Raw genomic sequence first — 20,622 nt, forward strand, 5'->3', positions numbered from 1 at the left:
CCCGTATCGAGGCATGGCCGGACAGGGTTGTCCGGCCGGTATCGGGTTCACTTTCACTCGTAGAGGTAGCAGCGCACGAAGTGGTTGTCGGCAAGCTTGGTGATGGGGGGCAGTGCCTCCTTGCAGCGGGGCATCGCCTGATTGCAGCGCCCGGCAAAGGGGCAACCGCAGGATTCCGGCGTCCAGAGCGGGATCTCCCCCTTGCGGCCGCCCTCCAGCTCGGCGTGGATGCTCTTCTCCGGATCGGGCACCGCCGAGATGAGCAGCTGGGTGTAGGGGTGCTGCGGGTGGTGCAGGATCTCGTCCACCTCGCCCCACTCCACCATGTGCCCTACATACATCACAGCCAGATCTTCCGCCACATAGCGGGCGGTGGCGATGTCGTGGGTGATGTAGAGCATGGAGACGCCGAGCTCGTTCTTCATCTGCTCCATCAGGTTGAGGATGCCGATGCGAATGGAGACGTCGAGCATGGAGGTGGGCTCGTCCGCCAGCACCACTTCCGCCTCCACCGCCAGATTGCGGGCGATGTTGACCCGCTGGCGCTGGCCGCCGGAGAGCTGGTGCGGATACTTGGCCGCCGTAGCCTTGGCGGGGGTGAGCCCCACCTTCTCCAGCAGGGCGTAGACCATGTCTGGCAGCTCTTTCTTGTCGATCACCTTGCTGTGCAGCAGCAGGGGGCGGGCGATGTGGTGATAGATGGTGTGGGTCGGGTTGAGCGAACCGAACGGATCTTGCCACACCATCTGCACGCTCTGGCGATAGTCCAGCAGGGCGGTGCCCTTGTTGAACTCCTCCAGATCGTGGCCGCGATAGAGGATGCGCCCGGCACTGAGCTTGTACATCTTGGCGATGATCTTGGCGATGGTGCTCTTGCCGGAGCCCGACTCCCCGACCACCGCCAGGGCGCGGCCCCGGTGCAGGTTGAAGGTGATGTCGGAGAGGGCCCGCATCTTGCCACTCTTGATGGCATTGGAGTTGATGGGGAAGTCCTTGTAGAGGTGCTGGACCTCGATGATGGGTGCATCGGTTTTGGCGATTTGCATGACAGACATCCTTAACAGCCAGCGGCCTTGTCCAGATAGATCACGGAATCTTGTTGCAGTCCCTGCTCCTCATAGAGGTGGCAGGCGGTCTGTTGCCCGGGGCGGATCTCGGCCAATTTGGTGTACTCCTGACGGCAGCGATCGTGCACCTTGCCGCAGCGGGCCTGAAAGCGGCAGCCGACCGGCACCTCCAGCAGGTTGAGCGGTGTGCCCGGGATCCCCTCCAGTACCCTCTTCGGCCCGTGCAGGGGCGGGAAGGAGTTGCCCAGCCCTCTGGTATAGGGGTGCAGCGGCGCGGTCAGGATCGCTTTGGAGGGAGCGACCTCCACCAGTTCACCGGCATACATGATGCCGATGCGATCGCAGAACTCCACCATCAGGGAGAGGTCGTGGGTGATGAACAAAATGGAGAAGTTGAACTTCTCTTTCAGGGCATAGACCTTCTGCAGGATCTCCCGCTGTACCACCACATCGAGCGCCGTGGTTGGCTCATCCATGATCAGGAGCTCGGGGTTGAGCGCCATGGCGATGGCAATCACCAAGCGCTGGCGCATGCCGCCGGAGAACTGGTGCGGGTAGTCCTTGAGCCGGCTCGGGTGGATATCGACGATGGTGAGCAGCTCCTGGGCGCGCTTGATCGCCTCGTAACGGGTCATGCCGGGGTTGTGGGCCAGCAGCACGTCGCAGAACTGCTCCTCCATCCGCAGCACAGGGTTCAGGGCGTTCATGGCGGACTGGAACACCACCGACACCTGTTGCCAGCGGTAGGAGCGCAGCCGCTCGTCGTTGTAGTGGAGGATGTTCTCCCCCTTGAACAGGATCTCGCCGCCGCTGATGTAGGCGGGCGGCTTGTGCAGCCGGGCCACCGAGAAGGCGACGGTGGATTTGCCGCAGCCCGACTCACCGGCGAGACCGAAGATCTCGCCCTGTCTGATATCGAAGCTCACCGAGTTGACGGCGCGCACGTCGCCATTTTCGGTGATGTAGTCGACGCAAAGATTGCGTACTGACAGCAGGGGATGCTTGTTCATGCTGTCTTCTCCTGTGCTGTGGCAACCGGAGTGGTGACCGGCGCCGCGAGTTTCTTCCAGCGGCTCAGCCCTTTGTGGGAGCGCAGCTGCGGGTTGGCAATCTCGTCGATGGCGAAGTTGAGCAGGGCCAGACCGGCACCCAGGGTGGCGATGGCAAAGCAGGGGGCCAGGATCTCCCACCAGGCGCCGACCAGTATGGCGCTGGAGGTCTGGGCGTTGTAGAGCATGATTCCCCAGCTCACCACGGTCGGGTCGCCGAGGCCGAGGAACTCCAGGGTCGCTTCGGTGACGATGGCGTAGATGATGGAACCGATAAAGCTCACTCCGATGATGGAGATGAGGTTGGGCAGGATCTCCACCAGAATGATGCGCCAGGCCGGCTCGCCCAGCACTTCGGCGGCGATGACGAACTCTTTCTCGCGCAGGGCCAGGGTCTGGGCACGGATGACCCGCGCGCCATAGGCCCACGAGGTCAACCCTATTATCACGGCAATCACCGCCGGTGACGCCTCCCCGATAAAGCTCGCCAGCACCAGTAGCAAGGGGAGGTTGGGGATCACCAGCACCACGTTCATCAGGAAGGTGAGGCATTCATCCACCAGACCGCCGAAGTAACCGGCGGTGATGCCGATGGCGACGGCCAGGGTGCAGACCAGCAGGCCTGCGCTGAAGCCCACCAGCAGCGAAATACGGGCGCCGTTGGTGAACTGGGCCCAGATGTCGTGGCCCATGCGGGTGGACCCCATCACGAACTCGGCACTGGGCGGCTGGTGCGGGCGAGCCACCCGTTTGGTCGGCTCGTTGCTGGCCAGAATGGGGGCAAAGAGGGCCATCAGTACGAAGGCAACCACGATGGCGAGGCCACAGGCAGCCTTCTTGTTGCCCAGCAGGATTTTGAGAATGGTCGGCATACGCATCTTATTTGCCTCCTGTACGCAGACGGGGATCCAGGAAGACGTAGAGCACGTCGGCCAGGAAGTTGAAGCTGAGCATGGTGATGGTCATGATGAGCAGCTGCCCCTGAATGAGCGGGTAGTCGCGGGCCAGAATGCCCTGATAGAGGGTCAGGCCCAGACCGGGATAGTTGAAGATCACTTCGGTGATGAGAGAGCCACCGATGACGAAACCTAGCGCCATGGAGAGGGCGGTGACGCTGGGCAAAATGGCGTTGCGGGCGCCGTAGTTGAAGATCACCCGGTTGCTGGAGAGCCCCTTGGCCTTGGCCATGGTGATGTAATCCTCGCCCAACAGGTTGATCATGTTGTTGCGCATGGTGATGAGAAAGCCCCCCACCTGCACCACGGCCAGGGTCAGCACCGGCATGATGGCGTGGGTCATGATGCTCTTGATGTGCTCCCAGCCCCAGTCAGCCTTGATCTCCGGGCTGTAGGCGTAGCCGATGGGCAGCCATTCGAGGCTGACCCCGAACAGGAACAGTGCGAGCAGGGAGACCACCACCGGCGGAATGGCCTGCATCACCAGGGTGAGCGGGGAGAGAATGCTGTCCATCCGGCCGCCGCGATACCAGGCGGCAAAGATGCCGACGATGGAACCGATGGAGAAGCTCAGGATGGTGGAGGTGCCGACCAGAAACAGGGTCCAGCCGATGGCACGGCCCAGCACGTCAGAGACCTGCTGCGGGTAGAAGCGCACCGAGGTGCCGAGATCCCAGGTGAAGACACTCTTCACATAGGTGAGAAACTGGGTGCCGATGGGGCCGTCGACAAAGCCGAAGGTGGCTTTGAGGGCTTCCAGGGCGGCGGGTTCCATCATGGCGCCAGCGCGGGCAAACATCACGGAGACAGGATCCCCTGGCATGGCACGGGGTAACAGGAAGTTGATGGTGGCGGCTACCAGAAAGGCAACCAGATAGAAGGAAAAGCGTCTCAGTATGAATCCCATGATAGTACCTTTTACTGCAAGTCTGCCCCGCGTCGGGTATAGCTACCCCAACCCCGGCGGTGCCGGGCAAGAAGGGGGTTAACGGGGAAGATGGCCCCCCGCAGGGGGCCGGGATTGTTTAGCTGTTTGGCTTGAGGGACAACACGTGCAGCAGACGCTCAGGGGTGTCCGGGTGGAGCTGAGGTTTGGCTACCGGGTTATCAGCACTGAACCAGCCGTTGAAGCGCTTGGTGCTGTACTCATACCAGGTCGGGTTGTTGAAGACCGGAATGATGGTCTGGTTGGCACCAACACGATCCTGGATGGCGAACATGATCTCCTTCTGCTTGGCCGCATCGGCGGTCTGGGTGAAGTCATCGATCAGCTTGTCGAGCTCGGGGTCCTTGTAACGGGGCGCGGCGAAGCGGTTGCCACGGTCGCCCATGTTGCGGGAGTGGAACGCAGTCTCGAAGTACTTGTGCGGGTTGGCACCGGCAAAGTAACCCTGCAGGGCGACATCGAAGTCACCGGTGATCAGGTTCTCGGTCCAGACGGTTGCTTCCGGGGTGGCGGTCTTGGCGTTCAGGCCCAGCGCCTGCAGCCCTTCTACACCAATCTGAACTGTGTTGACCCAGTCGGTCCAGCCGTTCGGTACCAGTACCTTGAACTCGATCTTTTTGCAGCTCGGGGTGTCGAGGAACTTGTCGCCGTCACAATCCTTGTAGCCTGCCTCTTTCAGCAGGGCCTTGGCCCCTTCCAAGTCGAACTTGTTGTACTTGCCGTACTTCTTGTCCACTTCCGGGTTGTTCCAGGAGTCAAAGGCTTTGCCCAGACCTGACGGGTACTCGTTGACGGTCGGGTAGCCGTAGCCCGCGATATCCACCATGGACTGGCGGTCCATCGCCATGGAGAAGGCGCGGCGGAAGTTGATGTCGTTGAAGGCTTCGTTATTGCCCGGGTTCTTGGTCTGGAAGTTGACGTTGAACGCCACGGTACCGGAGGCCGGGAACCAGTATTTGTTGTTCTTCGGATCGTTGCCGACGTAGAGGCGCTCGATATCCGGTACGAAGGAGCCGAACCAGTCGATGTCACCCTTCATGACAGCAGCCAGCACCTGATCGTTGGTGGCCATTTGCGGCATGCGGATACAGTCGATAGCCAGGTTGGCGTTATCCCAGTAGTGCGGGTTGCGGCACTGGGTATAGAGCTGGGCGGAGAAGTTGTCCACTTCGGTGAAGGGGCCAGTACCAACCGGCTTGTCGTTAGTGAAGGCAACCGGATCTTTCACCGATTTCCACTGATGCTCCGGCACTATAGGTACCAGCACCAGATCGTTCACCACGTTGGTGTTGACCTCGGTCAGGTCGAATTTGACCTTGTTGGGGGCCAGCTTCTCGACGCTCTTGATCTGGGTCCAGATTGAGCGCTCATCCAGCGCCTTGTTGGCCTTGACCAGATTGAAGGAGAAGATGATGTCATCGGCATCAAAGGCTTCGCCGTCAGACCACTTCACGCCGTCACGCAGATCGAAGGTGACGGATTTCAGGTCATCGCTGAACGCATAGTTGGTGGCCAGACGATAGACGGGTTTGCCCCCTTGCATATCGTTGAAGATCACCAGCGGCTCATAGATGAAGTGACGGGTGGTGTGCAGCAAGCCCGCTTGCAGGAAGGGGTTGAAGTTCTTGACCCAGGCGGTTTCCTGCTGTGCGACCATGGTCAGCACGGTTTTGTTTTCTGCGGCCATGGCGTTACCGGCGGCACCGGCAAGCATCATGGTTCCCAGCATTACAGCGGTAGAGATTTTGGATACTTTGGCAAGCATATGTTTTCCTTTCTTATTTTTTGGCATTCCCGAGGGTTCGCCTTGTTTTGTGTGAGCACCGGTTTCGCATGCTGATGAAATCGGCCCTCTGTGTTGGTCAGGTGTCTAACCTTTGTCGTTCTGTTTTCCAACGCCCTAAGCAAACCAGAATTAACAGGAAAACAACAACTATTGATTTCGTTGTTTTCGTAAAAATTGACGGTGTTACGTCAATCTCGTCAAAATGCTTTTTTATCTGTTTAGAATCATTGGTTTGCGTTATTTGCTCTCGCGTAGAAAGTGGCTGTGAAAATGGTGTATATGACAAATTTGTGAATTGGATCTGCTCTCGGTTTCGGGGTCGGGCGGGGCTTTGTTTTGCATAAAAAGAAACCAGATTGCCAATTGTGGTCCGGCGCCCGTTTAGGGCGCCGTGTCACGGCTTGCGGTTGGCGAGTTGACGCAGGGTCTGGGCGCTGTGCTGCAACTGCTGGCGCTGGTGGTCATTGAGCGGGCAGTGGCCCAGCACATACTCGGTGGTGGCCACCACCGTCTTCCAGCGTGGTGACTTGGGCAGGGTGTCCAGACTCAGGTATTTGTCGAGGGTGCGGGTCTGCGGGCTGGATCTGTCCATATAGACCCGCCACAGCTTGCTCTTCTCTGCCAGCACGATTTTGCCCTTGCCGGTACCCTGCTGCCAGGCATCCAGGGTGAGCTGCATGGTCTCTACCAGCGCCCGGCGCAGCGGCTCGTCATCTTGCTGGCGAATGAGGTCGTCGGCCAGCGAACGGAACTCGCCACCCAGGCGGCTCAGCTCACCCAGCAGCTGTTCATCTTCGATGATAGCTTGCCGCGAGAGGTTCTTGAGGGCGTTCTCCAGCGCCATTACCCGGTTCTCATCCTGACGCAGCTCGGTACTCAGAGTGAGGGCGAAAGCGGCCTGTCCTCCGAGCGCGATGGGCAGGGCACGGGCGTTGAGCACATCTTTTTGCCCGGCCACCAGAAACTCCAGATTGTGTTCCCGCTCGCTGGCAAGGTCGGGCCACTGCTGTTGCAGCGGGGTGGCGAGCCACTCATTGAGGGGCTGCCCCTCCATGGCTTCCGGCTCCTGCCCCAGCAGGCGTGCCATCACCCGGGAGGCAAACAGCACTGTGCCCTGCTCGTCGATAAAGATCATGGGGTCGGCCCCTTCGCCGAGCAGGGCCAGCAGGCGCTGCTGATCCTGATGCAGTCGATCCTGCAGGGTGAGGCGATGTTCGATCTCCTGCTTCAATAGCCGGTTCTCTACCAGCGAGGCGCGTCCGGCCTTGGCCTCCAGCAGTGCCTTGACCCGGGCAAACAGCTCTTCTTTGCAGAAGGGTTTGACCAGATAGTCGTTGGCTCCGGCCCCGAAGCCCTCCTCGATATCCTTGGGCTGGTTGAGGGCGGTGAGCAGCAGCACCGGCAGCATATCTTTCGGGTGCTGCTGGCGCAGGCGACGGCAGACGTCAAAACCGGAGAGGGTGGGCATCATCACATCGAGCAGGATGAGGTCCACCGGCTCCTCGGCCAGCTTGGCCAGCGCATCGTGGCCGTCACTGCTGGGCAGAATGCGGTAGCCGCAGGGCTGCAGCAGATGGCGCAGGATGTGCAGGTTGATGGGCTCGTCATCCACCACCAGAATGAGCGGCGCACCCTCGGGGGGAGGGGGCAGATCGTCGCTCTCCCAGTCCGGCAGGATCAGCGGTTGCTGGCGCACCAGCTGATGCTCGATCTGGCGGCTGTCGAGAGTCAGATTGGCCGCTTTGCCGGTGGCAAGGGGCAGGGTAAAGGCGAAGGTAGAGCCGACGCTCGGCTCGCTCTCGACAAACAGCTCGCCCCCCATCAGGTGCACCAGCTGACGGGTGATGGAGAGACCAAGGCCGGCCCCCTGCTTGCTTACCTCCGGGCTCATCTGTACCAGCGGCTCGAAGATATGTTCGAGATGATCGGGGGCGATGCCGATGCCGGTATCCGTGACCTTGATGCGCAGGAAGTTGTTCTCGACGATGGCACTGAGCACCACCTTGCCCTGCGGCGTGTACTTGATGGCGTTGCCCACCAGGTTGTAGAGCACCTGTTCGAGCCGCTGCTCATCGGCCAGCACCGGCGGCAGTTCGGCCGGGCTGATATCCACCAGAGTGAGGGGTTTGGCCTGCACCAGATGCTGGCAGAGGTCCAGCACCAGCCGGATAACCCCCTTGGATGAGACGGGCTGGGAGTGGATCTCCAGCTGGCCGTAGCGCATCTGATGGTAGTCCAGCAGATCATCCACCAGACGGGCCAGGCCGTCGGCGCTTTTGATGATGAGACCGAGCTGCTTTTGTTGCCCTTCGGTCAAATCCTGCTGGCTGGCGAGCATCGACTCGGCCATCCCCTTGATACCGTGAATGGGGGTGCGCAGCTCGTGGGAGGTGTTGGCCAGCAGTTCATCCTTGAGCTTGTCCGCCTGCTGCAGGCTGAGGTTCTGCTTGTGGGTCAGCTTGACCTGCTGTTGCAGCTCCAGGGTCTGCTGCTCGATGAGCTCGATCTTGTCCTTTACCGAGCGCTGCATATGGCGAAACGCTTCGGCCAGCCGGTCAATATCATCGCCGGTTCGCTCGATGGCGATGGGGTGATCCAGCGCGCCGTCGGCCACCTGCTCGGCCGCTTCGGTCAGGGATCGCAGCGGCGCCGTGATGGAGTGGGAGAGCCAGCGGGAGAAGAGGATCAGCAGCAGCACCGAGCCCGCGCCCAGCACAATTACCAGAGTTTCCAGCTGGCGGATCGGGGCATAGGCTTCCCGGGTGGAGATCTCGGCGATAAAGGCCCACTCGGTATCGAACACCTTCACCTGGGTGTAGGCGGCCAGCACCTCGTCATCCTGATAGGAGTGGAACAGCCCGACCCCCTGCTCGCCGGAGAGCGTCTTGGTGATGAGGGGTGTTTGCAGCGGCCGGAAATTGGGGCTGAAGCTGTTCTCGACGCTGAACTCCGGTGCCAGCCAGGCATCGGCGCGCATCCGCTTGTCAGGGCCGATCAGGATGGTTTCGCCGGTCTCGCCCAGCCCCTCCCGCTCCGCCATGATCTGGTTGAGCTTGTCCGGCAGCAGCTCGAAAATCACCACACCGCGCACATAGTCGTACTGCATCACGGGCGCCGCCATGTAGGCGACCACCTGCCCGGTCAGCTCGTTGCGGCCAAAATCGGTGAATTCGAAGATCTGCTGCGGCTTCTGGCCGCCATCAAGACGGCGTTTGATCTTGGCGAAGGTCTGGCCCAAGCCACTGCCCTGATAAGGTCCTGAGAGCAGATTGGTGGCAAAGTTAGGGTGCTTGGTGACCGAATAGACCACATCACCGTTGAGGTCCACCAGAAAGATGTCGCTGTAGTTGGACTTGCGCACCATGTCGGCATAGCCGCGATGAAAGCGCTGGTGCACCCGGCCATACATCTCGTCGGCAAGGATAAGCGCCGTGATGGAGGGTTCGATCTCCACCTGACTGTCCGGTTTGCGCAGTTGATCCCAGGAGCCGGGCAGATAGCGGGCCTGAGCACGGCTGCGGGCCTCCTGCGGTGTGGTGCCCAACTTCTCGAAGGCGCCGGTAAAGCCATAGAAACGGCCGATACTGTTGCCGGCAAAATCCTGCTGGGAGAAGTTGATGATCTGCTCTTTGAGGTTGTTGAAGTAATCTTCGAGCTGACTCTTCTTGATATTACGAACGGAGACCAGATGGTTGGAGGTCTGGGTGGTGAGATCCTTGCCGTGGCTGTATAGGAAGAAGAGGGTGATGACCAAAAAGGGCACCATGCCCAACATGAAAAAAGCCAGCATTAACTGCGGCCTGAGCCCACGAAGCGTGAAGATCCATTTCATCTTGTGATTTTCAATTGAGAATCCGGTTATTAAGCCGCTCAAGTCTCGAACGAAAGCGTAATCATTTCAACGACTTTATCCCAAATTCGCTTGGTGGGTCACAGCTGGCTGGAGAAAAATGCAGCAAGGCGTTTAAACCCTGAGCAAACAGTTTGCATCAGGGCTTAAATTGCGAAAAAGGGGTTGTGCTGGCGCTCGTGGTACGTATAATGCGCCTCGTTGTCAGGCAACTGGCACGAAAGCAGTAACGCGGGAATAGCTCAGTTGGTAGAGCACGACCTTGCCAAGGTCGGGGTCGCGAGTTCGAGTCTCGTTTCCCGCTCCAATTTTCCATCGAACCAACGATGGAACTCACTTTCAAGACAATCAGTCTTGTCAGCATGGCGCGTTAGCAAAGCGGTTATGCAGCGGATTGCAAATCCGTTTAGTCCGGTTCGACTCCGGAACGTGCCTCCATCTTTCCTCTGTTTATCTCAATCATCACTCTTCGAGTCTGAGCTTTGGTCAGTATCCTTGCTGTACCAGTAACTGTTCGCAGCCAGCCTGTTTCCACTCGCGCTCGAGATAGTGGCTCACATCCGCCATGTTTTGCCCCCGATATTGAAACTGCACCTCGGCACTGTGCTGGTTGAGATCCGCAATCCGTTGCTTCAGTGTGCCGCATTGCCACAGGCTGACGGTGGGCACGCCCCGTTCGGCCAGCACGATGGCATCTTCCCGATTCAGTTGCCACTCCTCCAGTTGTGCCCGTGTCAGGGCAACCATCAGCACCAGCAGTGCCACTTCATGCAGTTTCATGCGTGTCTCCCTACTGCATGTTTTTCCCCTGATAACTGTGGCAAAGCGCACGATTTTCGCAAGTTTGTTAACTGTTGGTTAATGACGTAACCCGTTTTCAGTATTTCCCGTTTTTCACCATTTTTTTATAAAAAAATGCGTTGGTGATGTAGTAATCCTACATGGAGTGGGGTAATCTTTGCTCAGTGGTCTTACCAGTAAGGAGTTACATCATGTTTCATCCCTTTTCCCTGACTCAGATTATTCTTCGTCGCATTTATGTATTGCTGGTGGGCATTCTGGCTTTCCCCGTGATGCTGTTTCGCAGCGATCGTGCCCGCTTCTACAGCTATCTGCACCGGATCTGGAATAAAACCAGCACCAAACCGGTGTGGCTCAAAATGAGCGAGCGTGGCGAGCGGATCTTCTACTAAACCCCATTCGCACCATGTGCAAAAAGAGACAGCCAAAGCTGTCTCTTTTTTTATCTGCTTGCTGCAACTCCTGGCTCCCAACAGCACTCAGATTATTTATTTATTGTTTCTTTAAAGTTGCATCCAGCCCTGCCTGTTGGCGGGGCTTTTTTATGTCTGACGCATCTCTTTTGATGGAAGCAGTGAAGAAGATTAACGGGGTGAAAGCACCATATGGCACTTTTCTCGTTCATTAATGGGTGGTCGGCAATAAATTTTTAATGAAGAAATTGCTGTTTTAAATCAATGTCTTGTTTGTTTCGCTTTGGGTTGTTTAACTCTTTTTTGTGTTTTTTTGAAAGGGAATATCCCATTTGCCGGTTCTATTGCAGGTACCCGGTTGCGACAAATCGGGGATATCAGCAACATCCAACGACATCAAAAGGAACATGAACATGAATGTTAAAAAAAACACTGCTATCGCCTCCGCCATGACCGGTCTGCTGGCGCTGGGCGCCCAATTTATCGCGGCGCCAGCCATGGCTGCCGATGAAAAGGAGAAGTGCTACGGCGTGGTCAAGGCCAGCAAGAATGACTGTGCGACCAAGAGCAGCTCCTGCGCCGGTACCGCCAAGGAAGATGCTCAGGGTGATGCCTTTGTGGTGATGCCCAAAGGGCTGTGCGAGAAGCTGGTCGGCGGTTCGCTGCAACCCAAGTAAGAGACATCGGGCAGGGGATGGCCAACGGGCCGCCCCCTGCATCTTCTCTGGTTGGCGAAAGCGAGTCTTGCGATGAACCCTTTGATTGGTATCGGATTACGCACTCCCCATTACGACGAGATCCGTCAAACCCTGCCGACAGTCGGTTGGCTGGAGGTGCATAGTGAAAATTACTTCGAACGGCACAGCCAGGGTTTTCAGGTGCTCGCCGAACTGGCGCAACACTACCCCGTCAGTCTTCACGGCGTTGGCATGTCCCTCGGTTCTGCCGACCCGCTCGATCCGCACCATCTGCAGCAGTTGTCGACACTGGTCGCGGCGATCAGACCGGCACGGATCTCCGAACATCTCAGCTGGGGCAGCATTGGCGGGCGTTACTTCAACGATCTGCTGCCGGTGCCCTATACCCGCGCCTCCCTGCGCAACATGAGCGACAAGATCCAGCAGGTACAACAGACTCTGGGTTGCCGCATGTTGATTGAAAATCCCTCCTCCTATCTGCAACTGGCCGGGGAGATGAGCGAGTGGGAATTTCTGGCCGAGCTGCAGCAGCGCAGCGAGTGCGGCATCCTGCTCGATCTCAACAATCTCTATGTCAGTGCCTTTAACCACGGTTTCTCTTGCGATGAGTATCTGGCGGCGATCGATCTCGCCACCGTCGGGGAGATCCATCTGGCCGGTTATACCGAGAAACAGCTGCCGGAAGGCTCCCTCTATATCGATACCCACAGCGCCCCTGTGGTGGAGCCGGTCTGGGAACTCTATCGCCAGATCTGCCGCAAGCAGGCCATTCCCACCCTGATTGAGTGGGACCTCGAGATCCCGCCGCTGCCAGTCTTGCTGGCAGAGGCGGCGCAGGCCGGCGCCATTCTGGATGAGGCGCGTGCCATGAGTGCACCACGGGAGGTGGCCCATGGCTGAACTGGCACAGCTGCAACAGCACTTTGCCGATGGTCTGCTGGGGGCGCCTGACGCCATTGCCCCTCACATCAGCTCCCGGCTCTTTCCTGCCGAATCTGTGCTGCAGGTCTATCGCAACCACTTCATCCTGAGCCTTGGCGAGGTGCTGGCGAGCAGTTATCCCGCCGTCAAGGCCATGATCGGGGATGACTTTTTTGCAGCGGCGGCACGTGGCTTCGTATTGGCCGAGCCGCTCAGGGAAGGGAGCGTCATGCACTATGGCGCCGGATTTGGCCAATGGTTGGCCCGCTTGCCGACTACAACCGGACTGCCCTGGCTGGAGGCGCTGGCGCAGTTCGAATGGCAGCTTGAGCGTGCCAGTCTGCTGCCGCTGGAATCACGCTGCTGGCCAGCCGAGCGTCTGGCCGCATTATCGCCGCAACAATGGGAGCGGCTGCGGCTGTTGCCAGCCACGGATCTGCTGCTGGTTGCCAGCGATTATCCGGTGCTGGCCCTGTGGCAGATGGCGCTGCACGGTGGTGAAGCGGTGGAGGTGCTTGATGCCCCCGTCTGGTTGGCATTGAAGAAACAGCCGGATTGCCGGGTTGCGCCCTTGCCCCTGACGGCGGGTGAGTGGGCGCTGCTACAGGGTTGTCTCGCTGGTACGGCGCTGGTCGATCTGCTGGCGGCCGACCCTGCGGCCAGTGAACATCTCACTCGCCTGATAACTCTTGGTCTGCTGGTGGATATGGAGGTAATGCCATGATGGCAAACAAATGGCTGGCGCTGGCCAGCTCGAGTGGTGATTTGCCGCGCTGGAGCAGCGCTGGTGTGCTGTTGCTGGCGCGGCTTTGGGTCGCCTCGGTTTTTTTCACTTCAGGCTGGCTCAAGCTGACGGCGTGGGATTCCACCCTCTATCTGTTTGAATCCGAGTATCAGGTGCCCCTGCTGCCCTGGTTGTGGGCTGCTTATCTGGGTACGGCGACCGAGCTGCTGTTGCCGCTCTTCCTGTTGGCGGGGCTTTTTACTCGCCCGGCCGCCTTGCTGCTGTTTGGCTTCAATATCATGGCGGTGATCTCCTACCCGACCCTCTGGGCGGGTGGCTTTTACGATCACCAGCTGTGGGGCTGGATGCTGCTGACCCTGATCATCTGGGGCGGCGGTGTGCTGAGCCTGGATTATTGGCTGACACGTCGCAGCCATTGATTTATCAGTGATTTACCCAATGACAAAGAGCGCCACAAGGCGCTCTTTGTCATAATGACGGCCGGCGAAATTTCCCATGAGAGAAAAGGAGCAGCCAATGATTATTCGTCAGGCAAGGGCCGCAGATATTCCCGTACTGGTGGCGCTGCGCATGGAGCTGTTTTGTGAGGTCGGTGAGCTGGTGACGCCGCAGGCAGACCCGGCCTTGTGGCAGGCCACCCTTGACTATTTCACCCGAGCGATGAGTGAAGAGAGTGCTTTATCCTGGCTGGCTGAGGACGATACGCAAGAGGGCGGCAAACAGATCGTGTCGGCCGGGACGCTGGCATTGTTTGAACGGCCACCCTATCCCGGCAATCTGGCGGGGATGGAGGGGTATCTGCTCAACATGTATACGCGGTCACAATGGCGCCAGCAGGGGATCGCCACGGCGCTGCTCGATGCCATTACAGCCTTCGCCAGATCGCGTCAGCTGGGCAAGGTGTGGCTCCATGCCAGCGAGCAGGGACGACCTATCTATGAGCGGATCGGCTTTGTCGCCAATCCGGCCTATCTGGAGTGGGACCTGGCACCTTAATCGATGGGCCCCGTTATCTCTATGGTTTCTCGTCTAAAGTTCATGCAGATGTGACGTAGTTGTAACCAGGTAATAGAGGGGCAGGGCAGATGTTCAACTTCAAACTCAAAGCGGAATTACAAGCGTGTCAAATGCAGTTGGCCCAGGCCCAAGCATTTATTGATGCAGTAAAAGTCGGTGTCGCTACCATCAGTTTCACTCCAAGCGGCGAGATCCTCGAGGCGAACCCGCTGTTTCTGAGTGTGGTGGGCTATAGCGAGCAGGAGGTGATTGGTAAACACCACCGGATCTTTTGTGATGCCCACTACGCCCAGTCATCCTCCTATGCCCAGTTTTGGGAGCAGTTGCGTCAGGGGCATTCCCACAGTGGCATCTACCAGCGCATTGACAAACATGGCAGGGAGTTGTGGCTGGAGGCGACCTACTTCCCGGTCAAGGTTGAGGGCAAGGTGGTCAGAGTGGTCAAGATTGCTTCCGATATTACCGAGAGTTATCAGCAGTTGAGTCGTCAGAAAGCGATCATCTCGGCACTCGATCGGGCACTCGCCATTATCGAGTTCACCCCCAAGGGGGAGATTGTGACGGCCAATCAGAATTTCCTCTCCTGCGTCGGTTACTCCCTTTCGCAGCTCAAGGGGCAGCATCACAGGCTGCTTTGCGATGAGAGCTTCTATCGCGAGCAACCCCACTTCTGGGACGATCTGGCCCACGGCCAGCTCAAGTCGGGGCTGTTCAGTCGTCGTGACAGCCACGGAAAGGAGATCTGGCTGGAGGCTACCTACAACCCCATCAAGGATGAGAGCGGCAAGGTGGTCAAGGTGATCAAGTTTGCCAGTGAGGTGACAGAGCGGATCAAGCGCGCCCAGGCAGTGAGCGAGGCGGCCAACATAGCCCAGACCATTTCGCAGGAGACCACCCGCTTTGCCGAAACCGGGTCTGAACTGCTGGCGGCATCGGTTGCCATCTCCAGCGCCATTTCCGAACAGGTGAGCCGCACTTCCGGTCTGATTGGCCAGCTCAATGAGCAGTCGAAAAGCATTGAAGCCATCGTATCGACCATCAGCAGTATTGCCGAGCAGACCAATCTGCTGGCCCTTAACGCCGCCATTGAGGCAGCCCGGGCCGGCGATCAGGGGCGCGGTTTTGCGGTGGTGGCCGACGAAGTACGTCAGCTGGCTGCGCGCACCTCCCTCTCGACCGGCGAGATCGCCAGCGTGGTTCAGAAAAACCGCGAACTGACGGCCCAGATCACCGGCAACATCAATGAGGTGGCCACCAGTGCCCAGCGTGGCAAGGAGCAGATCGGCGAGGTGAGTGGCGTGATGTCACAGATCGAGCAGGGCGCCATCAATGTGACCGAGACAGTCTCCAATCTGGCCATCGGCTCCTGACGGTTATTGGTTGTTGAACGAGGCACCGAATGGATGATTATTCCATCGGTGCTTATTTATTGCGCACTTGATATGCCAATCTGAACCCCTCCTGTATCGTCCCGCCATTGTGAATTGTCCTCTTCTGGCCCCTTGATTAGGCTTGCCGCCTCATTTATTTCAGAGTAGGAACAGAACACGATGGCATTACAACAGAAGGGGCGGGCAATGGCCCTGCTGGTTATGGTCGCGAGCATGGGTCTGGGCGGCTGTATGGGGCAGATGGGGCTTTCCGGCATGGTCACCAAGGGCAACCTGAGCGTGGTGGATAACCGCTACGCTCGTGCCGGGGTCTTTATGCTGCTCTCCCCTGTCTACGGTCTGGCCGCGACCGCTGACCTGTTCGTCTTCAATACCATCGAGTTCTGGTCTGGCAAGAACCCCATCACCGGCAAATCTCCGGCTGTGGTGGACATGAAGGCCAATCCGGTGATCAAGGTGAACCAGCATCTGGATCCGGCCCTCAAGACGGTGCCGCTGGCCATGCTGCCACAAGGGGTGCGCGAGGTGGAGATCAGCTACCCGGACGAGCATACCGCCCAGATGGAGGTGCACTATCTGGATGGTCGCCGCAGCATGATGCGTGGCGAGAAGCGTGGCGAGTTGATGGATATCTACTTCGATGGCCGCTTTGTCTCTACCCTGAGCCGCGCAGAGCTGGAGCAGATGAGCGAGAACGCCCGCACGGCGGCCTGATCATCAGTGCCTATGCCGACAAGAACGCCCCGCAACTGCGGGGCGTTTTGCATTGGGCCTAATCGGGCTGCTTGCGATGGGGTGGGGTGAGGATCAGCCCCAGCAGGCGGCGCAGGTGGGTGAGCTGCTCGGTCAGCTGGACGTTGAGCCAGAGGTAACCATTGATGGCCGCCTCTGCGTTGGGCGGCAGCGATACCTGGGTCGCCACCTCGTGCAGGCGGGCGATGGCGGCATCGGCCCCGCGACCATCGCCGGTTTGCATCATCAGGGCAAGCTGGTTGATCGCCTCCTCGGTGGCCAGATGGCAGGCTTGCAGCGCAGCCGTGCTCTGCATCAGGAAGTGGCTCTCCCGATCGTTCCAGTAGGTGTTGGCCAGCATCTCAAGAGTGCAGAGGGTATTGCGCATGGTGACCTGCACCGCATCAAACAGGGCGACGCTGTGGCGTGTCTCCTTGGCCGCGGGGGCCAGCAGGGCCCGCAGTTTGCCGGTCTGTGCCAACAGCTGGGAGAGATTGTGCTTGAGGCGCGGGCGCTCCAGCACATTGGGGGAGAGGTGGGTGTGATAGAGTCGCCCCGACTGCTGCAGGATCTGGTGCAGTTGCAGCCGCCAGTGGCTGTAGGCCCGCTGGGGATAGATGCTGCAAAAGAGCAGTGCCAACAGGGAGCCCAGTATCACGTCAGCACTGCGCCACAGCGCCGTCTCTATGTCCCCCGGCATGGCCCCCATGGTGACCCCCAGGGTGATGCCGATCAGCAGCCCCACATAGGGGCGCTTGCCGAGGGCCAGATAGCCGCAGAGGAACATGATGCAGCCGCACCAGATCAGGGTAAGCGGTAGCGAGTAGATCTCGAGATAAAGCGCCACCACCCCGCAACTGGCGCCGAAAATGGTGCCCACCACCCGCTGCAGGGCGCGGGAGAGCACATTGCCCCAAAACGAGATGGGGCCCATCACCACCACCAAGGTTATCAGCGGCCAGGTGCTCTCCGGCAGTTTCAGCTCGCGGGTCAGCAGAAAGGTGAGCATAAAGGCGAGCGCAATGCGCAGGCCATGGACGATCCGGTAGCGGCCATAGACCAGCAGATCGAGTCGGGAGAGGGGGGCATCAAGACGCACGGTCTGCCTCCTGTCAGGTGGGGGACGGGGCGCCGTGCATCCGGCCAACGCCCCGTCGGGATTTAGGCTAGTCGTCCCTGCAGGGGGTGGATCCAGACCCGCTCGCCAACGGCGATCCTGGGTTGATCCGGTACGATTTCGATCAGGCAGTTGGCATCGGCCATGGAGCTGAGAATGCCGGAGCCCTGTGGCCCTGTGGTGCGCACCCGCAGCTGGCCGTTACGGTCCTGATGGAAGATGCCGCGCAGAAACTCGGTGCGCCCCGGGCGGCTCTTCATCTTCTCGTCCGCCAGTGCCGACAGGCGCAGCGGCTGCCACCGCTTGCCTTGCAAGCGGGCGATGGCGGGCTCGACAAACTGCAGCACGCAGATCATCGCCGCCACCGGATTGCCCGGCAGGCCGAAGAAGGGGGTCTGCCCCAGCTTGCCAAATGCGAGCGGGCGACCCGGCCGCATCTGGATGCGCCAGAAATCGATCTGGCCGAGCTCCGCCAGCACCAGCTTGATAAAGTCAGCATTGCCCACCGAGACTCCGCCCGAGCTCAACACCAGATCGGCGCTGGCGGCGGCCTGCTCCAGCTGCTGGCGCAGAATGGTCTTGTCATCGGGAATGATGCCAAGGTCCATCACCTCGCATCCGGCGGCGCGGATAAGGGCCATCAGGGTGAAGCGGTTGCTGTCGAAGATATGGCCGGGGGCGAGCTGCTCGCCCGGCGCCTGCACCTCGTCACCGGTACTGAACAGCGCCACTTTCAGCGGGGTGCGCACGCAGAGCGATGCCTGGCCGAGTGATGCCGCCAGCCCCAGTTGGGGGGCACCAAGCCAGGTACCGGCCGGGATGGCGACAGCGCCCTTGGCGAGATCTTCGCCGGCGAGGCGCACATTCTGTCCTGCGCGGATCGGGGCGGTGACCGTGACCCACTCACCTTCAATCTGCGTCTCTTCCCGCATCACCACGGTATCCACACCGGGGGGGAGCGGGGCGCCGGTCATGATCTGCACCGCCTGACCGGCCAGCACAGGCTCGTGGCGCTGCTGGCCCGCCAGCACTTCCCCCACCAGTTGCCAGCGACCGGCGGTGAGATCGTCGCTGCGAAGGCCAATGCCATCCATCGCCGAGTTGGCGTGGGGTGGCACATTGATGGGGCTTATCAGATCGGCGGCCAGCACGGCGCCGTGGCACTGGGCCAGCGGTTTTTCGGAGCAGACCGTGCTCGGGGTGAGGGCCGCCAGAATGGTATTGCGGGCCGCTTCGACCGAGAGAAAGCCCTTGCCCGCCTCAGGCTCCTTGCTCTGGCAGCCGTCAAGCCAGCGGCAGACGAAGTCGGCGATAGCCGCCAGATCGTTGATATCGAGTCGGGGCAGGCTTGTCTGCTGTTGTTCGCCACTCTGTGGGGGCTGATCGCTGGCCAGCGCTATGATGTCGCCGTCTTCGGGGAAGAGCAGCGGCTTGCCAATCTCGGCGCGGTGCAGCTCGATTTTCGGGAAGTGCTCGTGCTTGAACCCCTCGACCAAGAGCAGATCGAGCTCTGTCTGATCGAAGCTGGCCAGCAGCTGGCGAAAGTCGGCTTCGGCCAGTTCCGTCTCAATGATACGAGCATGACGACAACGGGAGGCGACCATCATCTGCTGGGCACCCGCCTTGCGCAGGCGATAGCTGTCTTTGCCCGGTTGGTCGATATCAAAGTCGTGGTGGGCGTGCTTGAGCACCCCGATGCGCAGGCCTCGATCCACCAGTAGGGGGATCAACTGCTCCAGCAAGGTGGTCTTGCCAGTGCCGCTCCAGGCGGCGAAGCCGAGCAGGGGAAGAGTGGGGGCCGGGGTCATGAGGTGACTCCTTGTTGGGGGTCGATAGCCGTGGCGAGCAGACGGGCCTCGTAGGCGGCCAGCTCGGCAGGGCTATTGAGATTGATAAAGGCATCCGGCTGATCGGCAAAGCTCACCACCGCCATATTGTGGCGGGCAAACCAGATATCGATTTTGCGCTCTCCCTCTGCCAGCGCAGCGGTGAGGGAGGGGAGCAGGGATTTGTGCAGCAGGGCGACCACGGGTTGCAGCCAGTCGCCATCGTGGGCAACTACCAGCTCGGTATCCGGGGTCAGGGCGGCGTGAAAGCGGCTCATCAGATCCAGCGGCAGGGCGGGGCCATCGCAGGGGACAAACAGCACCCAGTCGTGACGGGCGGCAGCAAGACCTGCCTGCATGCCCGCCAGCGGGCCGAGATAGTCGTTGTTGTCATCGCTGATGACCGGGGCCAGCGCCTGATAGCGGGCCTGACTGCGGTTGGCGTTGATCAGCACCTCATCCACCTGGGGGCGCAGGCGCGCCAAAACATGGTCGATTAGGGGGCGTCCCGCCAGTGCTACCCATCCCTTGTCTTCGCCCCCCATCCGGGTGGCGCGGCCTCCTGCCAGGATCACTGCTGATACGGCAACGGGATCAGAGTGGCTGTCGCTTTTTGAAGTCATGTCGCTCGATGATTTTTAAAGGGGTCGTCTCTTGCAGCTGGCCACGGGCGAGGGTCCATTGCCGCTCGCACAGGTCGGTCAGGGCGTTGCTCTGGTGGCTGATGACGACCAGGCCGCTGCCATGTTCCCGCAGATCTTGCGCCAATGCGGCCATCAGGGCAACCGAATGTGTGTCGAGATTGGCGGTGGGCTCATCCATCAGCAGAAAGGCCGGTTGCAGCGCCCAGGCGCGGGCCATCGCCAGCCGTTGTCGTTCGCCACCCGAGAGAATGCTGATGTGCTCCCGCGCCAGCCCCTCCAGCTCGACCCGGCGCAGCGCCTCGAACACCCGGATCTCGCTGCCGAGTTGTTTATCGAGCGCCCAGGCCACGTTGTCGTGCACCGTGCGATCGAACAGATAGGGGGTCTGGTGCAGATAGGTGACCCGGCCCGGCCCCAGATCCCGCTTGAGCAGCCGGTTGAGCCGCTGTTGCCAGCGCCCCGGCAGATTGGTGTGGCCGCGGGTGGGGGCCAGCAGCCCCGCCAGGATCTTGAGCAAGGTGGTCTTGCCCACCCCGTTGGCCCCGTGCAGCCAGATGGCATCCCCCGGTGCGATGGCGAGCCGGTCAATCTCGAACAGCTGGCGCTCGCCAAAGCGCATGGTGAGTTGCTGGGCGGTCAGGGCCATGGGGTACTCCTGTTGAT

Annotated in this window: 19 protein-coding genes and 2 tRNA genes; 10 read left to right on the forward strand and 11 right to left on the reverse strand. The window is 59.9% G+C overall.

From position 1 onward, the window contains the following. Positions 1 to 53: 53 nt before the first annotated feature. From ACB040_RS06170 to ACB040_RS06195, 6 genes are all read right to left on the reverse strand, one after another. A complete protein-coding gene (locus ACB040_RS06170) occupies positions 54 to 1,046 on the reverse strand; it encodes an ABC transporter ATP-binding protein (RefSeq protein ID WP_005353824.1) in 993 nt (330 codons plus the stop codon). An 11-nt stretch (positions 1,047 to 1,057) separates the two neighbouring features. Then, positions 1,058 to 2,077 carry an ABC transporter ATP-binding protein gene (locus ACB040_RS06175; RefSeq protein WP_338772222.1) on the reverse strand — a complete coding sequence of 340 codons (1,020 nt, stop codon included), beginning with the start codon at positions 2,075 to 2,077 and terminating at the stop codon, positions 1,058 to 1,060. Continuing rightward, on the reverse strand, positions 2,074 to 2,994 hold the full coding sequence (locus ACB040_RS06180; RefSeq protein WP_005347708.1) for an ABC transporter permease: 921 nt from the start codon (positions 2,992 to 2,994) through the stop codon (positions 2,074 to 2,076). Before ACB040_RS06180 ends, ACB040_RS06175 begins: the two co-directional genes overlap by 4 nt. A gap of 1 nt (position 2,995) precedes the next feature. Next, a complete protein-coding gene (locus tag ACB040_RS06185) occupies positions 2,996 to 3,979 on the reverse strand; it encodes an ABC transporter permease (RefSeq protein ID WP_005353818.1) in 984 nt (327 codons plus the stop codon). Positions 3,980 to 4,097: 118 nt separating this feature from the next. Beyond that, positions 4,098 to 5,783 carry an ABC transporter substrate-binding protein gene (locus ACB040_RS06190; RefSeq protein ID WP_005353816.1) on the reverse strand — a complete coding sequence of 562 codons (1,686 nt, stop codon included), beginning with the start codon at positions 5,781 to 5,783 and terminating at the stop codon, positions 4,098 to 4,100. Between the two features lie 415 nt (positions 5,784 to 6,198). Further along, the gene (locus ACB040_RS06195; protein ID WP_338772221.1) at positions 6,199 to 9,636 is read right to left on the reverse strand and encodes an ATP-binding protein; all 3,438 of its coding nucleotides are present in this window, start codon (positions 9,634 to 9,636) and stop codon (positions 6,199 to 6,201) included. Between the two features lie 249 nt (positions 9,637 to 9,885). Between ACB040_RS06195 and ACB040_RS06200 the strand changes: the two genes are divergently transcribed. Beyond that, positions 9,886 to 9,961 (forward strand) — tRNA-Gly (locus ACB040_RS06200). Positions 9,962 to 10,018: 57 nt separating this feature from the next. Beyond that, positions 10,019 to 10,092 (forward strand) — tRNA-Cys (locus ACB040_RS06205). 48 nt (positions 10,093 to 10,140) lie between these two features. Here the strand turns inward: ACB040_RS06205 and ACB040_RS06210 are convergent. Further along, positions 10,141 to 10,434 (reverse strand): hypothetical protein, encoded by a 294-nt coding sequence (locus ACB040_RS06210; protein ID WP_371153626.1) that lies wholly within the window; start codon positions 10,432 to 10,434, stop codon positions 10,141 to 10,143. 212 nt (positions 10,435 to 10,646) lie between these two features. Between ACB040_RS06210 and ACB040_RS06215 the strand changes: the two genes are divergently transcribed. The 8 genes from ACB040_RS06215 to ACB040_RS06250 all read left to right on the forward strand — a co-directional run bounded on the left by ACB040_RS06215 (position 10,647) and on the right by ACB040_RS06250 (position 16,354). Beyond that, entirely contained in the window at positions 10,647 to 10,847 is a 201-nt protein-coding gene (locus tag ACB040_RS06215; protein WP_005334863.1) for a YbfA family protein, read from the forward strand. A 434-nt stretch (positions 10,848 to 11,281) separates the two neighbouring features. Beyond that, positions 11,282 to 11,545 carry a DUF2282 domain-containing protein gene (locus ACB040_RS06220; protein WP_021229844.1) on the forward strand — a complete coding sequence of 88 codons (264 nt, stop codon included), beginning with the start codon at positions 11,282 to 11,284 and terminating at the stop codon, positions 11,543 to 11,545. 72 nt (positions 11,546 to 11,617) lie between these two features. Continuing rightward, a complete protein-coding gene (locus ACB040_RS06225; protein ID WP_371153628.1) occupies positions 11,618 to 12,466 on the forward strand; it encodes a DUF692 domain-containing protein in 849 nt (282 codons plus the stop codon). After that, the gene (locus tag ACB040_RS06230; RefSeq protein ID WP_371153630.1) at positions 12,459 to 13,211 is read left to right on the forward strand and encodes a putative DNA-binding domain-containing protein; all 753 of its coding nucleotides are present in this window, start codon (positions 12,459 to 12,461) and stop codon (positions 13,209 to 13,211) included. The genes ACB040_RS06225 and ACB040_RS06230 overlap by 8 nt, the downstream gene beginning before the upstream one ends. Beyond that, positions 13,208 to 13,651: a DoxX family protein gene (locus ACB040_RS06235; protein ID WP_042054498.1), complete on the forward strand. Its 444-nt coding sequence runs from the start codon at positions 13,208 to 13,210 to the stop codon at positions 13,649 to 13,651. Before ACB040_RS06230 ends, ACB040_RS06235 begins: the two co-directional genes overlap by 4 nt. Before the next feature lie 97 nt (positions 13,652 to 13,748). Then, entirely contained in the window at positions 13,749 to 14,228 is a 480-nt protein-coding gene (locus tag ACB040_RS06240; RefSeq protein ID WP_371153632.1) for a GNAT family N-acetyltransferase, read from the forward strand. Between the two features lie 89 nt (positions 14,229 to 14,317). Continuing rightward, a complete protein-coding gene (locus ACB040_RS06245) occupies positions 14,318 to 15,619 on the forward strand; it encodes a methyl-accepting chemotaxis protein (protein WP_371153634.1) in 1,302 nt (433 codons plus the stop codon). Positions 15,620 to 15,799: 180 nt separating this feature from the next. Continuing rightward, positions 15,800 to 16,354, forward strand: coding sequence for a DUF3332 domain-containing protein (locus ACB040_RS06250; RefSeq protein ID WP_088868723.1), 555 nt, complete (start codon positions 15,800 to 15,802; stop codon positions 16,352 to 16,354). Between the two features lie 58 nt (positions 16,355 to 16,412). Here ACB040_RS06250 and ACB040_RS06255 read toward each other — a convergent pair whose 3' ends face one another. The 4 genes from ACB040_RS06255 to ACB040_RS06270 form a co-directional block, all read right to left on the reverse strand. After that, positions 16,413 to 17,471, reverse strand: coding sequence for an FUSC family protein (locus tag ACB040_RS06255; RefSeq protein ID WP_042054492.1), 1,059 nt, complete (start codon positions 17,469 to 17,471; stop codon positions 16,413 to 16,415). A gap of 62 nt (positions 17,472 to 17,533) precedes the next feature. Continuing rightward, positions 17,534 to 19,297, reverse strand: a complete 1,764-nt coding sequence (locus tag ACB040_RS06260) for a bifunctional molybdopterin-guanine dinucleotide biosynthesis adaptor protein MobB/molybdopterin molybdotransferase MoeA (protein ID WP_371153637.1) — start codon at positions 19,295 to 19,297, stop codon at positions 17,534 to 17,536. Next, positions 19,294 to 19,938: a molybdenum cofactor guanylyltransferase MobA gene (gene mobA, locus ACB040_RS06265; protein WP_199415407.1), complete on the reverse strand. Its 645-nt coding sequence runs from the start codon at positions 19,936 to 19,938 to the stop codon at positions 19,294 to 19,296. Before mobA ends, ACB040_RS06260 begins: the two co-directional genes overlap by 4 nt. After that, positions 19,910 to 20,605 (reverse strand): energy-coupling factor ABC transporter ATP-binding protein, encoded by a 696-nt coding sequence (locus ACB040_RS06270; RefSeq protein ID WP_199415406.1) that lies wholly within the window; start codon positions 20,603 to 20,605, stop codon positions 19,910 to 19,912. Before ACB040_RS06270 ends, mobA begins: the two co-directional genes overlap by 29 nt. Between the last annotated feature and the right edge of the window lie 17 nt (positions 20,606 to 20,622).

Origin of the sequence: Aeromonas sp. S11(2024) (genome assembly GCF_041402345.1) — a bacterium.
Taxonomy (GTDB): Bacteria; Pseudomonadota; Gammaproteobacteria; order Enterobacterales; family Aeromonadaceae; genus Aeromonas; species Aeromonas veronii.

Bases quoted from the DNA above. Each gene is read 5' to 3' on its own strand.
- ACB040_RS06170 (WP_005353824.1), bottom strand. From the start codon at position 1,046: ATGCAAATCGCCAAAACCGATGCACCCATCATCGAGGTCCAGCACCTC.
- ACB040_RS06175 (WP_338772222.1), bottom strand. From the start codon at position 2,077: ATGAACAAGCATCCCCTGCTGTCAGTACGCAATCTTTGCGTCGACTAC.
- ACB040_RS06180 (WP_005347708.1), bottom strand. From the start codon at position 2,994: ATGCGTATGCCGACCATTCTCAAAATCCTGCTGGGCAACAAGAAGGCT.
- ACB040_RS06185 (WP_005353818.1), bottom strand. From the start codon at position 3,979: ATGGGATTCATACTGAGACGCTTTTCCTTCTATCTGGTTGCCTTTCTG.
- ACB040_RS06190 (WP_005353816.1), bottom strand. From the start codon at position 5,783: ATGCTTGCCAAAGTATCCAAAATCTCTACCGCTGTAATGCTGGGAACC.
- ACB040_RS06195 (WP_338772221.1), bottom strand. From the start codon at position 9,636: ATGAAATGGATCTTCACGCTTCGTGGGCTCAGGCCGCAGTTAATGCTG.
- ACB040_RS06210 (WP_371153626.1), bottom strand. From the start codon at position 10,434: ATGAAACTGCATGAAGTGGCACTGCTGGTGCTGATGGTTGCCCTGACA.
- ACB040_RS06215 (WP_005334863.1), top strand. From the start codon at position 10,647: ATGTTTCATCCCTTTTCCCTGACTCAGATTATTCTTCGTCGCATTTAT.
- ACB040_RS06220 (WP_021229844.1), top strand. From the start codon at position 11,282: ATGAATGTTAAAAAAAACACTGCTATCGCCTCCGCCATGACCGGTCTG.
- ACB040_RS06225 (WP_371153628.1), top strand. From the start codon at position 11,618: ATGAACCCTTTGATTGGTATCGGATTACGCACTCCCCATTACGACGAG.
- ACB040_RS06230 (WP_371153630.1), top strand. From the start codon at position 12,459: ATGGCTGAACTGGCACAGCTGCAACAGCACTTTGCCGATGGTCTGCTG.
- ACB040_RS06235 (WP_042054498.1), top strand. From the start codon at position 13,208: ATGATGGCAAACAAATGGCTGGCGCTGGCCAGCTCGAGTGGTGATTTG.
- ACB040_RS06240 (WP_371153632.1), top strand. From the start codon at position 13,749: ATGATTATTCGTCAGGCAAGGGCCGCAGATATTCCCGTACTGGTGGCG.
- ACB040_RS06245 (WP_371153634.1), top strand. From the start codon at position 14,318: ATGTTCAACTTCAAACTCAAAGCGGAATTACAAGCGTGTCAAATGCAG.
- ACB040_RS06250 (WP_088868723.1), top strand. From the start codon at position 15,800: ATGGCATTACAACAGAAGGGGCGGGCAATGGCCCTGCTGGTTATGGTC.
- ACB040_RS06260 (WP_371153637.1), bottom strand. From the start codon at position 19,297: ATGACCCCGGCCCCCACTCTTCCCCTGCTCGGCTTCGCCGCCTGGAGC.
- mobA (WP_199415407.1), bottom strand. From the start codon at position 19,938: ATGACTTCAAAAAGCGACAGCCACTCTGATCCCGTTGCCGTATCAGCA.
- ACB040_RS06270 (WP_199415406.1), bottom strand. From the start codon at position 20,605: ATGGCCCTGACCGCCCAGCAACTCACCATGCGCTTTGGCGAGCGCCAG.